Raw genomic sequence first — 15,404 nt, 5'->3', positions numbered from 1 at the left:
CTCAGGCTAAAACCCCTTGCCTTCAACTCCGTTATCCTGTCCCTCTCTTCCAAATTAAGTTGCTTATATCGTCTCTCCATAAACACTTAGGGTAACTCCTTCGTAGCCCCAAGTGTTGCACTTCCTCATTGAACTGGCGTTTATAACCTGCTGAGGATTAGTTCTTTTGGCTTAAGAGCTGGGATGCCCTTAGGCATACACTGCTCTTACCTCATAAGGCTCTGAAAGGGGTTCTTTTTCTTCTACTGTGAGAAATTCATGTAGCTCTTTTATTGAAAGAGGTGCACTATAGATGTCCTCTGTCTTCTGAACCTCTTCAAGGGAGGCAATAGCTTCTTTTAGTTTTTCAATGGCTTGTTCCTTTGTCCTGCCCTGCCCTACCAGCCCATTCTCAAGACACAGGGCTACCCAGTAATCGCCACTCTGCCTAAGCACCGTCGTAAAAAAATCCATTTATTTACCCCTTCTTTAATCTTAATGATAGCATAAAAACTCCGCCTTATTCTAATTTTCACCTTCTTTCCCTGTCAAGAGATTTGTATGGGTTCAACACATATGAGACAAGTTATATCCCCCTCACCCTCGCCCTCTCCCGCAAGGGGAGAGGGTAATTAAAAGAAAGCAAAAACCTCTCCTGTAAGGAAAAATGCGATTTGCTTTATCGACCCCTCCCTTGATGGGAGGGGTTAGGGGATGGTGATTTAATTGACGCATTAAGTCTCACATGTATCTGAACTTATTCAGAATTTAGTGCGACAGTTTTAACTGAGATTCTGAAATGAATTCAGAATGACCACTAAAAATCCCCTCCCTTGACGGGAGGGGTTTGGGGAGGGTGAACAGAAAAGTCCAATGACCCCTCACCCCCGCCCTCTCCCGCAAGGGGAGAGGGGAATAGGAAACCATAGTTCATTTTTTACTTGACAAAAGGGTTTTAGAGATGTTATTATCTAACTATAGTTTGGTATGAAAAAAGGAGAAGTAAGAAAGCTGATTTGGTTTAATATTAAAGCAAAATTAAAGCAGGAATCCTTAAAAATCAATAACTTAGAAGATACCCCCCCTCCCCCAGTAAATTAAAGCAAAAAGGCTAATTGAAAAGACCTTGCAAACAGCATACAATATTCCCTATGGAACTTGAAATAGTTACAGAGGATATAAAAGAGATATTAAAGGATGCATTCAAAGACCTTAGAGACGATGTCATCATAGAGGTCTATACAAAAGCAGGTCTAAATGACCAGTTCAATGATTTTACGGTTTCACTCATAAAGGGCATCTCAAAGCTCACCGATAAGATTAAGATAGGATTCCATAGGATTGGAGATGAGGACTCCATAAAGCATGGAATTCAAAGGTCACCTACAGTCCTCATAGCGCCTGATAAATACACTATTCGGCTTACAGGTGCTCCATTAGGAGAGGAAGGACGCTCCTTTATAATGTCCCTAATAATGGCATCAACTGGCATGGGTATTCTTTCAGAGGAATCCTTAAGGGAAATAAAGGAGATTAAAGAGCCACGGCATATAGAGGTCTTTGTAAGCCCAACATGCCCTTATTGTCCCCAGCAGGTTCTTTATGCTGTTTCAGCAGTAATGGCAAAGAAAGACATGCTCTCGTTGGATGTAATAGAGATATACGAAAACAGAGACATTGCCGAAAAATTAGGTTCCCTTTCTGTTCCGCAGACATTTATAAATGACACCTTAACGGGTCAGGGGCTTCAGTTAGAGGAGTTCTTTGTAAGTTCCCTTATAACAGGTAAACTGCCTGAGTTTGTTCTGCCCGAGTTTTTGACCGAAAAAGGCCCTGTAGAAAAAGACATCGTGATTATAGGAGCAGGACCTGCAGGCTTGACTGCCGCTATCTATGCCGAAAGGGCAGGGCTGAAAACCGTTGTGCTCGAGAAAGCCAATATAGGCGGACAGGTTGCAATCACACCTGTGGTGGAAAACTATCCAGGATTCACAAGCATTGTAGGGAAAAGCCTTGTGGATTTGATTGCCGCACAAGCCAGCCAGTATACTGAAATCCATCAAGGAGAAGAGGTCAAAGAGATAGAAAAAAGAGATGGCACTTTCAATGTGAAGACAAACAGAACAATGTATATCACAAAGGGAATTATCCTTGTTACAGGAGCTGAGAGCAAGGCATTAGATGTCCCGGGTGAAAAAAGGCTTTACGGAAAAGGTGTGAGCTATTGTGCTGTCTGCGACGGATATTATTTCAAGGATGGGAAAAAGGTCTTTGTTATAGGCGGAGGGAATTCCGCAGTTACAGATGCACTTTACCTTAATAGCTTAGGTGCAAAGGTAACCCTTATCCATAGAAGAGATAAGTTAAGGGCAGAGGCAAGGCTAAAGGAAACCCTATCTAAAACAGGCATCAAGGTTATGTTTAACAGTGAGGTAAAAGAGATAATAGGCGATAGATTAGTTCAATCAGTGTCAATATCTAACAACAAGACAGGAGCAGTAAAGATAGTGCCAGCAGATGGCATATTTATAGCAATAGGCTATAAGCCAAATAACAGCCTTGCAAAGGCTCTTGGACTTACGCTAAACGAGGAAGGCTATATAAAGGTTGACGAAAGGATGAGGACATCGATGTCTGGGGTGTATGCAGGAGGAGACATAACAGGCGGAGTGAAACAGATAGTCGTTGCAGTCTCACAAGGCTCGGTTGCCGCACTTAGTGCATTTGAGGACATCTCAAGCCCATACTGGAAAAAGGAAACCCCTGCAAAATAAAAGACCTACTAAAGCCCTCCTCTATAGTTCATTGCCTTTAAGACCCGCTCCTTGGAAATCTCCTCTCCTGCCTTTCGGGGAAGGATGTTTTCTTTTTTGGACTTTTCGAGGATGAGCAATGTGTTTGCCTTTATCTTTCTTTCTATTGCCTCAAATGCCTCTTTTTCAGTCCTTTTTGCATATTCCATTCCTGCCATTATCACTCCACCTGCATTGGCAATAAAATCAGGAACAGAAAGAACTCCTCTCTTATGAAGGAGCTCTTCTGCTTCAGCAGTTACAGGGATATTTGCACCCTGAAGAATGAGCCGTGCCTTTACCTCACCAACATTATCCTTGTTAATCACATCCGGTGTTGCCGCAGGAATGAGTATATCGCAGTCAATCGAGAATATCTCATTTAGCCCTTTAAGTGAGGCTTTTTTATAATTAATAACGCTTTCTGTAGAGTCTTTAATCTCTATAAGCTCTTTGACATCCATGCCATCTGGGTTATGAACAGTGCCTTTTGTATCGCTTACTGCAACTATTACTGCACCTTCTTTTGAAAGAAATCTACTGACTGCCTTTCCAACGCTTCCAAAGCCCTGAATCGAAACCCTTGCACCTTTCAGTTTAATTCCAGCATATGGGCAGGCAATCTCTGCGCATCTTGTAAGACCAAAGCCTGTTGCACCTAATTTATCGAGTGGAAGACCTCCTAATTCCTCTGGAAGTCCTGTTGCCCTTCCTATCTCGTCATAAACCCATGCCATTGCCTTCTCATCAGAGCCCATATCAGGCCCTGGAATATACTCATATAAGTCCTTTATCTGTCTTGCAAAGAGCCTGAAATACTGCTCCTTCTTTGGGTCCTTTGGGTCAATCAGGATTCCTGCTTTTCCACCTCCATGTGCCTGCCCTGAAGCAGAGTTCTTAAGGGTCATTGTCCTTGCGAGCCTTATTACCTCATCTTCTGTTACAGAAGCTGAGACCCTTACTCCACCTATAGCAGGACCTAAGGCTGTGTTATCGATGACAACTATTGCCTTGAAACCTGAGCAGGGAAAATAAAGGTGTATGACCTTTGAAGGCCCAAGCTCATCATAACTTATATCGAACATGGCATTGCCTCTTTCATAACCCTCTCGTATGTGGAAGAAGTCCTCCTTTAAGTATTAATTCGGCCTCTCTGTCATTAAAAGCAGAGAGGACATAGAATGAACTGCCTTTTGTAAGGTTTTCTACCTTTATATCCGTCTTTAAAGAGCCCTTGAGATTTTTAATCAGGAGTTTATCTCCACCTTCAACACAATCGTAGTCAGATGCATTTTTAAAAACAAGGGGGAGGACTCCGAAATTTATAAGGTTTGTCCTGTGTATTCTTGCAAATGATTTTGCAATAACTGCCTGAAGTCCGAGGTACATGGGTGCTATTGCGGCATGCTCTCTCGATGAGCCCTGTCCATAGTTTTCGCCTCCTATAATTATAAAGCCCTTTGCCTCCTTTGCCCTTTTGCTGAATGTGCTGTCAATGCCTGATAACACATATTCCGAGATAGCAGGGATATTAGACCTGAGAGGCAGGATTTGACTGCCTGCAGGCATTATGTCATCTGTGGTTATATCATCACCAAGCTTAATCAGCACCTCTGCCTCTATTGTCTCAGTCAGAGGTGTTTTTAAAGGCACACTTTTAATGTTCGGTCCTTTTATAACAGATACATCCGATGTATCTTTGGCTGGAGGGACAAGTAGATTGTCATTTATAAGATATTTTTTAGGCTCTCTGAATTTAGGAACTTTTATCCTTAAGGTCATTGGGTCAACAATCTCTCCTTTAATAGCAAATAGAGCTGAGATAAGCGGGTTTGCAAGGTACACAAATGCATCTTTATTTCCAGAGCGTCCTTTGAAATTCCTGTTATAAGACCTTATAGAGACCTGTCCTGTTCCCGGAGCACCTCCCATGCCTATGCACGGTCCGCAGGACGCCTCAAGGATTCTTGCACCTGCGTCTATCATTTGAGCAGTCAGCCTGTCTCTTGAGAGCATCTCATAGACCTGCTTTGAGCCGGGATTTATAAGAAGGCTTACACCCTTTGCCACTGTCTTTCCTTTAAGTATAGATGCCACCTGCCTCATCGTAAGATAAGAGGAATTCGTACAGCTTCCTATGCAGACCTGATTTATCTTTTTCCCTGAAAGCTCCTTTATAGGTATAACATTATCAGGGCTATGAGGCTGTGCAATCAGGGGCTCGATGTTAGATAGGTCTATCTCCAATACTCTTGAATAATCCGAAGACTCATCGGAATGAAGCTCTACCCAATCTTTTTCCCTTCCCTCTGCCTTTAAATAATGGAGTGTCTTTTTATCGCTTGGGAATACAGAGGTGGTTGCACCAAGTTCAGCACCCATATTTGTAATCGTTGCCCTTTCTGTAACATTAAGGTCTTTAACCCCAGTGCCTCCGTATTCGAGTATATAGCCAACACCACCTTTGACTGTGAGCCTTCTAAGCACCTCAAGGATTACATCCATTGCAGTGACCCATGGCTTTCTCAACTTTCCCTTAAGCCTGATAAGAAACACTTCTGGGACTTTAAGCTCAAATGCCTTTCCTGCCATGGTAGTTGCGGCATCGAGTCCTCCTACGCCAATTGAAAGCATGCCTATGCCTCCGCCTGTTGGGGTGTGGCTGTCTGTGCCAAGTGCAATAAGTCCAGGAGCAGAGAACCTTTCGAGGTGCACCTGATGGGATATGCCGTTTCCAGGTCTTGAAAAATATGCACCGTATTTTAAGGCAATGCTTTCGAGGAAGGCATGGTCATCTGCATTCATGAAATTAGACTGAAGCATATTATGGTCAACATAGGAGACCGAAAGAGGAACCTTTATTCTTTTAACCCCAATAGCCTCGAATTGAAGCCACGCCATGGTTCCTGTTGCATCTTGCGTATAGACATGGTCAACACGAAGCCCCACAATACTGCCTGGCTTTATATCACCATAAACCCTGTGTGAGTCCAATATCTTCTCTAAAATGTTTTTCCCCATAAAAGCTCCCTTATAAATTAACATATGGCATCATGGGAAATCTAACTGTTTTCTCCTTCACACTGAGTGCTGTGCCTCACTTGCCCATCTTAAAAGTGTCTGTCTTTTCATTCAGACCTCCATTTTGCTTTAATTTCCAAAACCCTTTGTCAAGCAAAAAAATGAACTATGGTTTTAGGGGTCTGTCATTCCGACTTGTTCGGAATCCTTCTTTTCCCTGTCACTTTCACTATATCACTTAGAGATGGAAAACTCCTCTAACACATCTAATATGAAAAAGTCTTCTAAAGTAGTTCTTAGAAACATTTCCACAGTTATTCCCCTCTATTAAGAGGGGCAGGGGTGTGTTCCCCTCTCCACTTTGCAGGAGAGGCAGGATGAGGGGGTCATTCTGAATTCATTTCAGAATCTCAGTTACTACTGCACTACTGCACGCCTGCTCTGTCGCCCTTGACAGGAAAAATCCGCCTGCTTAAGATAAAGGGCAAAGGAGTTTTTCTTTATGAGTCGTAGACAAGGAGAGGAAGGGGTAAGGAAGAGGAAGGTGGGAAAAAAATGCGACGGTTGTTTTCGCTCACTAATTCGGTAACTTTTTGAAGCTTATCGAAAGGTGTCATATAATTTCTATTTTTCTCGTTGAATCCCTCTCCACATGAGCTGAACATTTGACTCTAATTTTTTAATGTGATAAAGTAAAATTGTGCAGATGGTTACTATATCTAAATCGCTCTTCATATTTTAAATGAGAATCCTTAAGACCTGCGGTATCCCAAGGCTTTAAGGGATTATGGAAATGCCTGAAAGAGCGCCAGAGAGGTTCGTCCTCCGTGAAACCGCCTTCCCCAAGCCATTGCCATACTTTTTGAGTGATATGTATTTTCATTTTACCAGAATATCCATATAAAGGCTCATCAACGCCACCCATAAAACCCAATTCGTTTTTTAAGTAGTTACCTAAAGAAAAGCTATTGATAGTTCTTTGAGCAACTTCTTGATTAATTGCCAAGTGCGTGTTTTTTTCAAGACCAAAACTATAAGCAGAAAAAATCACCATGGAAACTAAGCAACACAAAAATAGAAGAGCTTTTATTCTCACTTTTCTTTCTCCATTGGAATTTCGTAAATCCCCGGCAAACCAAGTGTTTTACTTTCTTCATTTAGAAGCCTTATAAATTCTTTTTGCTTTTTGTATGCACCCACCCCACTCACAGGTCCTACTCTATAAGCCTTCAACCTATCCTCCCTCTCCGTCAGTCTCGGCAATTCTACTACTCCTCCTTCTCCAATGTCGGAATATTTCATCTTTTCCTTACATGCATCAATACCAAAAGCCGCTGGCCATGAACAATACCCGGGCTTAAAAATAATAAACTCAGGTGGTTTAGTAAAATGTGTTCCTGTAAGAAAGCTGACAATAGCTTTAATATTACCCATCCGTCTTCCCTTCGGCCCTTTTATCACCCACGCCCCATCTTTGCCCGTCAAGGTCTCCTTTACATCTTTAAGCCTTGACGAGGGCCCAGCGATAGTTGCTCTCTCCTCAAGCCAAACTGCAACAACCACAGCACCCTCAATCGGCTTTTTTGTGTCTGCATCAATGACCCTGCCACTATAAGTCGCTCCGAAAGCAGTTGTTGAGAAAAGCAGATAGAGCCCAATAATTATGAATGTGTTTTTTATCATGTATCTAAAAGAAATTAATTTTCCATATGCCATTAACATCTTTCACGAACTCAACATAAAATGCATGTTCGGTGCTTTCCTTAACCATGAGCAAATCATATTCGGCACGATTACCCTTCGATTCAATCAACCTTATATCTGCCATATCCTGTAACATCTCAGCCATAACAGGCATGTTATCCATCTCTGTCTTTGAAAGCACAGTGATTGCAATCACATCAGAATAAATATTGCCTTGAGTGTCTGTTACATACAGAGTCGGATAAAAGATTCCTTCTAAGGTATATGTATGGCTTATGCTCTCAAAAGAAGCTCCAGTGTAGTCAATAATCCCATCTCCTTCAAAGTCCATCTGACATAACATAGCTCCACTTCCCGTATTATTTCTGCTCCTTTTTCTTTGCCTTGACGCCTTTTTTTGGATGGTGTCCCTTCCTTTCGCCCAAGTAGGAATCCCGAGGCATCGGGACTGTTGCATTATCCTAATCAGCATCCTCTTTTCTGTCAAGGTCTTTTTGCTGTAAAACAGCAATGAGTTTCGAGATTTGACACAGCCTTCCCTGAATGTAGATAATTAAATATGAAAAGGTATAATTCCTTTGGCTCATACATAAAGAAAAGATTCGGCTCAAAGGTCTTCAAGGTCAATGTAGATGCAGGCTTTACATGCCCTAATAGGGACGGCACATTGGGTGTTGGAGGATGTATCTACTGTAACAACGATAGCTTCAGACCCTCATCGTGCAAGCCTGCACTTTCAGTGCAAGAGCAGGTTAGAAATGGAATAAGCTATCTCAGGGGAAGATATAAGGCAGAGAAATTTATTGCATATTTTCAGCCCTATAGCAACACCTATGCACCAATAGATGTGCTTGAAAGGCTTTATTCCGAGGCACTTGAGGAGCCATCGGTTGTGGGGCTTGCAATCGGCACAAGACCTGATTGCATTGACGAAGAAAAGCTCGACATGCTTCAAGGGCTTCTGTCAAATAAGTTCATTCTCATGGAATACGGGATCCAGTCCATTTACGAAAAGACCCTGAAATTCATCAATAGATGCCATGACTACCATACATTTCTTAAGGCACTTGAGATGACAAAGAAAAGAGGGCTTCATGCAGGTGCCCATGTGATAGTGGGTTTTCCGACAGAGACAAAAGACGAGATGCTTCATATGGCAGATGTTGTTTCTCAAGCAGGCATCGAGTTTCTTAAGATTCATCAGCTTCAGGTCGTTCAGAGGACTAAGCTTGCCAGCATGTACGAGAAAGAGCAGTTTCATGTGTTTGGATATGAGGAATACCTAAATTTCATTGTTGACTTTATAGGTAGGCTTTCGCCTGAGATTGTCATTCAGAGGCTTTTTGCCACTGCACCCGATGAGATTCTCATAGCTCCAAGATGGGGTAAGTCAAGAAGTGAGATACTGAGGGATATAGAGAAGAGGTTTATTGAAAGGGATACATATCAGGGGAAGAGATATGCGGTTACTCAGGAGGTAATTCTTTAAACTTCGCCCTTAGATTAACTTTAGATTACCTTCTTCAGAAACTCCACTAGCCCTGCCAGCGTTGCCTCTGGCGTTGACGGAAGATTGAGCCTTTCGATAAGATGCTGGACAGAGGCATGCATAAAGCCTAAGAATGGGTTAGGATAAACCCCTATGAGGAACACTAAGGCAACAAGCGGGACGATGGTTATTATCTCTCTCAGGTTCATATCAGGATGCTCGGTGAGCTTTGGGTTTGTCTCCATAAAGAAGATTCTCTGATAAAGCCAGAGCATATAGCCTGCACCTATTATTATGCCAGTTGCGGCAAGGACCCCTGCCCACTTCTTTGCAGAAAACCCTCCTAAGATTATTAGAAACTCTCCTATAAATCCATTCATCCCCGGAAGCCCTATAGAGGCTAAGGTAAAGACCATGAAAAATGCCGAATACACAGGAAGCGGTGTTGCAAGCCCTCCATAATCGCTTATCTGTCTTGAGTGAGTCCTCTCATAGATAATCCCTATCATAAGAAACAATGCGCCTGTTATTATTCCGTGATTAAGCATCTGAAGGATTCCACCTTCCAAACCATTCGCATTCAGGGCAAATATCCCTAATGTCACAAAGCCCATGTGGCTTACTGAGCTATAGGCAATGAGCCTCTTTAAATCCTTTTCCACAAGGCATACGACCGCTCCATAGATTATTGCAATTACCGAAAGGGTAAGCATTGGTATGACCATTGCCTTTACTGCATCGGGGAATAATGGTATTGAGAACCTCAGAAACCCGTATGCACCCATCTTTATGAGCACTCCTGCAAGGATTACAGAGCCTGCGGTGGGTGCCTCTGTGTGTGCATCGGGAAGCCATGTGTGCACAGGAAACATCGGGACCTTTACTGCAAATGCCGCAAAAAACGCCCAGAAAAGCCAGAACTGCATGGCATATGGATAGTTCATTGACATAAGCTCGAGGATATTGAATGTATTGCCTGCATAGAGGTAAAGCACTATGATTCCAATGAGCATGAACACGCTTCCAACAAGTGTGAAGAGAAAGAACTTTATTGCCGCATATACCCTCTTTGGGCCTCCCCATACGCCTATCAAGAGATACATGGGGATAAGCATTGCCTCCCAGAAGATGTAAAACAGGAAGAAATCCAAGGCAGAGAAAACCCCTGTCATTGCGGCTTCGATGAGAAGTATAGCTATGTAGAATTCCTTTACCTTGCTGGTTATTGCCTTCCATGACACAAGCACACAGAGTATTCCAAGAAGGGCTGAAAGCATGACAAAAAGCACGCTTATTCCATCTATCCCAAGCATATAGTTTATATTCCATGCAGGAATCCATGAATGCTTCTCCCCAAACTGCATGGCATAGGTTGTCTTGTCGAATGTCATAAAAAGAGGTATCGAAAGTATAAATGTTATAGTGGTGAAAGAAAGGGATGCCCATTTTATAAGTTCCTCATGACTTCTCTTAATGAGGAGTATTATCAGTGCTCCAAGGACAGGTGTGAATATCACTGTGCTTAAGATTGGATAGCTTAATTTGTTCATCATGAGTTCCATCTTTTACCTCACCATATAATTAGCGCTATAACGATGAGCGCACCAAACGCCATTATTATTGCATAATGATGGACAAATCCTGTCTGTATCTTTCTCAACTCGGCACTGAATCCACCTATCATCTTTGGGATTCCATTGACAATGCCCTCTATGAGCAATCCATCAGTGATTGCCACAACTATGTTTTTTGCAACCCAGAGTGTTGGCTTTACAATCAGGAAGCTATAAATCTCATCCACATAATATTTATTCCAGAGCACCTTGTATGCACCTTTGAATGTAGTTCCCAATTTAACAGGCAACTCTGGCCTCTTGAGGTAAAACAGTGCCGCAGTCGCAATGCCGATGAGTCCTACTGCTATGGAGATAGCCATAACCATCAGTTCCTCTCCGTGTGTTCCTTCTCCATGAGGATGTCCAACAATAGGGGCAAGGAACCCTCCGAATTTATCCGAATGCTCTATGCCAAGGAACTCTCCGATTAGAGGTGGAATACCCACCCATCCGGAGGCAACTGCTCCGATTGCAAGGACTACAAGTGGAATGGTCATTGCCTTTGGGGATTCATGAAGGTGATGCTCCTGCTCATGGGTGCCTCGGAATTTTCCATGAAAGGCAAGAAAAACTATCCTGAATGAATAAAACGCTGTAAGAAGGGCTGTAAGTGTTGCAAGGAGCCAGAGGAATTTCCCAACAGGTCCTCCTGTGTAAGCCCTCCAGAGGATTTCGTCTTTGCTAAAAAACCCTGCAAGACCGGGAATCCCTGCAATGCTCAAAGAGGCAAGAAGGAATGTCCAGTATGTCGCAGGCATATATTTCCTTAGTCCTCCCATCTTCTGTATGTTAAGCTCGCCTGCCATTGCATGCATCACACTGCCTGCCCCTAAAAACAGGAGTGCCTTAAAGAAGGCATGCGTGTAAAGATGAAAGATTCCTGCTCCATATGCACCAACCCCCAAGGCAAGGAACATGTATCCCAGCTGGCTTACAGTGGAGTAGGCAACTATTCTCTTTATGTCGTTCTGGACAAGGGCTATCGTGCCTGCAAAAAGGGCAGTCACTCCGCCTGTAACTGCAACCACATTCATGGCAGTATGCGAGAGGCTGAATATAGCATTACACCTTGCAACCATGAACACGCCTGCAGTAACCATTGTTGCGGCATGTATGAGGGCACTAACAGGCGTAGGTCCTTCCATTGCATCGGGAAGCCATACATGAAGCGGTATCTGGGCTGATTTGCCTACTGCACCACAGAAAAGCAAAAGTGCTATAAGGGTTATGAGGTCAATATTATAGCCAAGGATGTTTATAGTCTTGCCAACGAGCCCGCTCATAGCACCAAATACAGGCTCATAATGGAGTGTGCCGAATGTAAGGAAGAGAATTATAACTCCAAGTCCAAAGCCAAAGTCTCCAAACCTGTTCACTATGAACGCTTTTTTTCCTGCATCTGATGCCGATTTCTTTTCATACCAGTAGCCTATAAGGAAATAAGAGCAAAGCCCCACTGCCTCCCATCCAAAATAAAGCTGTAGGAAATTGTTTGCCATAACGAGCATTTCGTTTATAATCTTACCGCCTGAGACATCGGCAAAGGTAATTAAAGAGATGACCCACGATGCCAGAACTGCTCCGCAGGCAACCCAGTGAGCCTTATCCTTTATAAACCATCTTCCAAAAAGGATGTTGATAAAAAACCCTATTAGTGGTAAAAGCGGTATTAACTGGTAAAGTTTCATATTTACCCCTTAAGTTTTAAATGCACTAAGTTTACCATTATTTTTCATTCTCATTGCCCTCTACAAATCCAATAAATGTTCTGCCAATGTCGCTGTACTCTTTCAAGACCTGTCCCCATGACCTGCCTCATGGGCATACCCATACGAAATCACCTGTCCACAGAATATAATGAAAACAATAATTTGGATATCCCCCTGTCAAACATCCATAACACTCACTACAACCACCACCACAGGGTTTTGGGTAACTTTCGCAGTTAGAACGACAATACTCACAAACTCCAGGAGAAGTACTACAATGCGCTCTATGATACTCTACCAAATGCTTGTATCTGCCGCTTAATGTCTCTTCCATCCAACCATCAGTGGAGAAACAGCCACTAAAATTGTTCTGCGAGCATGAAGCTACCTGAACCCACCCGCCTGCATCCGTTACCCTAACATCCTGCGTATCTGAAGTCCCACATGCACGACAATTAGCTGTAACCCCCAATGTTCCGCAAGCAGTAGAGCCAGCAGTTAATACCCCATCCTGAGTTATAGTGCTATTGCCAACCGCACTTCCATCTGTCGCAGAGAGAGACCATGTAACCGGACAATCGCCACAGCCAGTAGCTTTATAATCCCTCGAGCTACCTCTCGTTATGGTATCAAGGGCTGGTGTGCCATCCTCATTTATAATTGTAAGTGAAACGTCACATCCACACTTAAGCTTAACAATCCCTCCTACTACTGCACCATCCTCATTTCCGAGCTTGCCTCTGAATACAAGGATATATTCACCTTCGTTTTTAGGCTTTGGCTCAGAAGGCAGGCTGAAGGAGACAGTGCCCTCGTCATTAGCTTCAATAGAAAGGAGGAAACTTGCTATAAGGCGTCTACTGTCATATATGTCATCATAATAGAGAGAAAATGTCCCATTCATCTGCTCGTTGGAAAGGTTTTTGATTATATACTGCCCCTGAGAATTCGGGTCAGGCTCCATATCAATCCTTCCTCTGAAGAAATAATCCAGTAGCCCTGCTGAGTAGCCAACAGCACGGGGGATAAGAAGCGAGGCGTAGTCTTTATGCGTTTTCTCATCAAGTAGAAAAGGGGTTTTCTTACACACTTCACTTATAGCATATCCGTATTTTGCCAACTTACCTTCTACATCATATTCAAGCAGGCTGAATGATGCAAGGTTTTTGACCTGCTCGCCCTTGTCCTTTGAGATATATATTCTAAGGTCTTTCTCCCCTTTTTCGTTTGTTATCTCCACAGGAGTTAATTCGTTGATTTTATAACAGTTGGTATCTTCATGCATTGGGTGAGGCATGCCTTTGAAAATAGTATGTTTACTAAAAAAGTTTGCACTTGAATATTCGGCAAGACCTATGACAGTTCCTATAGGAAGTGATGTCTCTGTGTATACATCAGTATCCCACAACTGTCTTGGAGCACCTGATGTAACCGAGTTTGTAGTGCCTGTGAATTGAACAGCATTATAGATTAAGCTTTGCTTATTGTTTTTTGTATAGCTTTCATAAGGGTCATTTGCATGCAAGTCTCCCCTCGTATGAGCAGGCACTGCCATGTCCTGGACAAGATGTATTACATGACCTAAGGCTCTGAATGCCTTGGCAAGGGCTTCCCCCCTCTCATCCTTTACGGTAAGGGTCAACCCCTTATAGAAGTAATCCCTCGCTGATTTCCATGACCATTTATTATTCAGCATGTCTGCCCATTCATATGCAGATGGCACCCAATCCCCTACACCTGATTTGTTGGTCAATGGATTATAGAAATGAGAGTATAATGGGTCTAAAAGATTCTGCCAGTTATAGTCTTCTCTTACACTGCCTTTTTCTATCCACCTTCTCACTTCTTCCTTATTAACAAGTTCTCTTATACCATTGATCAGACCAATATTCTGAAGATACCCATTTAAGTTATCAGTATTTTGATTAATCACCCTCTTGGTGATTTCCTCGTGAACATTTGTGGTGTAGGCATTTAACTGTCCCTTTAAAAAAATCGTTATAAGGCTAAATATTAATAATAATATAAAAATCTTATTTTTCACTAATCCCCTCTATTTTCTGGAGGTCCTATTTCCCCAGTTAATCCAAGATTTTTTCTTTCTTCATTGATTAGTTTTAAAAGTGCAGGTAATTTTTCAAAAGCTTCGTTATGAATAAATGGGCTACCTGCATCATCGTATGTAAACTCCCTCTCCTCTCTTTCAGTGCGGGCATATAACAGCCATTTTTCATCCCTTGTCTTCGGCCTTCCCAGATTTATGACATAGTATTGCTTTTTATCCCTGAATTCATAACCTGTAAAATCAGGCATCCGAAGCCTCCTTTCCTCCTGTGATGCACCTAACGGCGGATAGGCAAGGTATCCGGGTTTGAAAATAACAATATCTGCAGGAGATAACTCTGCAAAAGAATGTGACCAACATCCTCCTCGTGGGAGTAAAAACTCTCCATTTTTATCCGTAACAGTCTCTTTTGCATCACAGAACCTCTCTGAGTGCACATAAGGCTCAATCGTCCATCTTGATGCAACGACTGCTCCCTCTATGGGATTGCCTGTCTCAAGCTCTACCACTTTACCCCTATAAGGTCCATCAGTATGTAGCCATATACAGCCAGAAGACATAAAACAAAACAACATCCCCGCTATCACAAATGCCAGTTTCCTTTTATCTATCATCAGAACCCCTCTATCCTCAGGACTCCATCAAAGTCTCTTACAAAATAGATGTAATATGTAATCTCCACTTCTTGCCCATTTATTAAACGGGGTCGTTTTATCCTGTATTTAGCCCTGTTGTCTACCATATAGAGCAATTCTATTCCCTGTAGGCTGGGGAAAATGTCAGGAAGTTCATCACTGAGAAATTCTAAGGTTTCTCTATATTTATCCCTTGAGTCTTTGCATAAATATTCAAGCCCACTTTCAATATCTCTAAGTGCCAACTCTCCTTTCATCCTCTCCCATATCCCTTTAAGAAGGTTATCCATCTCTGTCTTTGAAAGCACAGTGATTGCAATCACATCAGAATAAATATTGCCTTGAGTGTCTGTTACATACAGAGTCGGATAAAAGATTCCTTCTAAGGTATATG

Annotated in this window: 13 protein-coding genes; 2 read left to right on the top strand and 11 right to left on the bottom strand. The window is 42.6% G+C overall.

From position 1 onward, the window contains the following. Positions 1–189 precede the first annotated feature (189 nt). The gene (locus HY805_01215) at positions 190–453 is read right to left on the bottom strand and encodes a type II toxin-antitoxin system HicB family antitoxin (GenBank protein MBI4822838.1); all 264 of its coding nucleotides are present in this window, start codon (positions 451–453) and stop codon (positions 190–192) included. 677 nt (positions 454–1,130) lie between these two features. On the opposite strand from HY805_01215, the gene HY805_01210 reads away from it, so the two are divergent. Beyond that, entirely contained in the window at positions 1,131–2,753 is a 1,623-nt protein-coding gene (locus HY805_01210; GenBank protein MBI4822837.1) for an FAD-dependent oxidoreductase, read from the top strand. Between the two features lie 8 nt (positions 2,754–2,761). Here the strand turns inward: HY805_01210 and HY805_01205 are convergent, their stop codons facing one another. The 5 genes from HY805_01205 to HY805_01185 all read right to left on the bottom strand — a co-directional run bounded on the left by HY805_01205 (position 2,762) and on the right by HY805_01185 (position 7,827). Continuing rightward, complete coding sequence (locus HY805_01205) at positions 2,762–3,856, bottom strand: Glu/Leu/Phe/Val dehydrogenase (protein MBI4822836.1); 1,095 nt, start codon at positions 3,854–3,856, stop codon at positions 2,762–2,764. A gap of 13 nt (positions 3,857–3,869) precedes the next feature. Then, positions 3,870–5,792 (bottom strand): aconitate hydratase, encoded by a 1,923-nt coding sequence (locus HY805_01200; GenBank protein MBI4822835.1) that lies wholly within the window; start codon positions 5,790–5,792, stop codon positions 3,870–3,872. 679 nt (positions 5,793–6,471) lie between these two features. Beyond that, positions 6,472–6,888: a hypothetical protein gene (locus tag HY805_01195; protein MBI4822834.1), complete on the bottom strand. Its 417-nt coding sequence runs from the start codon at positions 6,886–6,888 to the stop codon at positions 6,472–6,474. Continuing rightward, a complete protein-coding gene (locus HY805_01190) occupies positions 6,885–7,508 on the bottom strand; it encodes a hypothetical protein (protein ID MBI4822833.1) in 624 nt (207 codons plus the stop codon). Before HY805_01190 ends, HY805_01195 begins: the two co-directional genes overlap by 4 nt. Then, entirely contained in the window at positions 7,480–7,827 is a 348-nt protein-coding gene (locus tag HY805_01185; GenBank protein ID MBI4822832.1) for a PKD domain-containing protein, read from the bottom strand. Before HY805_01185 ends, HY805_01190 begins: the two co-directional genes overlap by 29 nt. Before the next feature lie 228 nt (positions 7,828–8,055). On the opposite strand from HY805_01185, the gene HY805_01180 reads away from it, so the two are divergent. Further along, positions 8,056–8,985, top strand: coding sequence for a TIGR01212 family radical SAM protein (locus HY805_01180; protein ID MBI4822831.1), 930 nt, complete (start codon positions 8,056–8,058; stop codon positions 8,983–8,985). Positions 8,986–9,005: 20 nt separating this feature from the next. On the opposite strand, the gene HY805_01175 is transcribed toward HY805_01180, so the two are convergent. The 5 genes from HY805_01175 to HY805_01155 all read right to left on the bottom strand — a co-directional run. Next, a complete protein-coding gene (locus HY805_01175) occupies positions 9,006–10,547 on the bottom strand; it encodes an NADH-quinone oxidoreductase subunit M (protein MBI4822830.1) in 1,542 nt (513 codons plus the stop codon). A gap of 8 nt (positions 10,548–10,555) precedes the next feature. Further along, entirely contained in the window at positions 10,556–12,289 is a 1,734-nt protein-coding gene (gene nuoL / locus HY805_01170; protein ID MBI4822829.1) for an NADH-quinone oxidoreductase subunit L, read from the bottom strand. A 127-nt stretch (positions 12,290–12,416) separates the two neighbouring features. Beyond that, positions 12,417–14,153 (bottom strand): hypothetical protein, encoded by a 1,737-nt coding sequence (locus tag HY805_01165; GenBank protein ID MBI4822828.1) that lies wholly within the window; start codon positions 14,151–14,153, stop codon positions 12,417–12,419. A 200-nt stretch (positions 14,154–14,353) separates the two neighbouring features. Beyond that, positions 14,354–14,884: a hypothetical protein gene (locus HY805_01160; GenBank protein ID MBI4822827.1), complete on the bottom strand. Its 531-nt coding sequence runs from the start codon at positions 14,882–14,884 to the stop codon at positions 14,354–14,356. Between the two features lie 104 nt (positions 14,885–14,988). Continuing rightward, a partial coding sequence (locus HY805_01155) for a hypothetical protein (protein MBI4822826.1) occupies positions 14,989–15,404 on the bottom strand: 416 nt, incomplete at its 5' end.

This window comes from Nitrospirota bacterium (genome assembly GCA_016207905.1).
In the GTDB taxonomy this organism is placed as follows: Bacteria; Nitrospirota; Thermodesulfovibrionia; order Thermodesulfovibrionales; family JdFR-86; genus JACQZC01.
This window is presented reverse-complemented; position numbering and strand designations above follow the sequence as displayed.

What these genes read in the sequence shown, in the direction of transcription:
- HY805_01215 (MBI4822838.1), bottom strand. Translation starts at nt 453, where the DNA reads ATGGATTTTTTTACGACGGTGCTTAGGCAGAGTGGCGATTACTGGGTA.
- HY805_01210 (MBI4822837.1), top strand. Translation starts at nt 1,131, where the DNA reads ATGGAACTTGAAATAGTTACAGAGGATATAAAAGAGATATTAAAGGAT.
- HY805_01205 (MBI4822836.1), bottom strand. Translation starts at nt 3,856, where the DNA reads ATGTTCGATATAAGTTATGATGAGCTTGGGCCTTCAAAGGTCATACAC.
- HY805_01200 (MBI4822835.1), bottom strand. Translation starts at nt 5,792, where the DNA reads ATGGGGAAAAACATTTTAGAGAAGATATTGGACTCACACAGGGTTTAT.
- HY805_01190 (MBI4822833.1), bottom strand. Translation starts at nt 7,508, where the DNA reads ATGGCATATGGAAAATTAATTTCTTTTAGATACATGATAAAAAACACA.
- HY805_01185 (MBI4822832.1), bottom strand. Translation starts at nt 7,827, where the DNA reads ATGGACTTTGAAGGAGATGGGATTATTGACTACACTGGAGCTTCTTTT.
- HY805_01180 (MBI4822831.1), top strand. Translation starts at nt 8,056, where the DNA reads ATGAAAAGGTATAATTCCTTTGGCTCATACATAAAGAAAAGATTCGGC.
- HY805_01175 (MBI4822830.1), bottom strand. Translation starts at nt 10,547, where the DNA reads ATGGAACTCATGATGAACAAATTAAGCTATCCAATCTTAAGCACAGTG.
- nuoL (MBI4822829.1), bottom strand. Translation starts at nt 12,289, where the DNA reads ATGAAACTTTACCAGTTAATACCGCTTTTACCACTAATAGGGTTTTTT.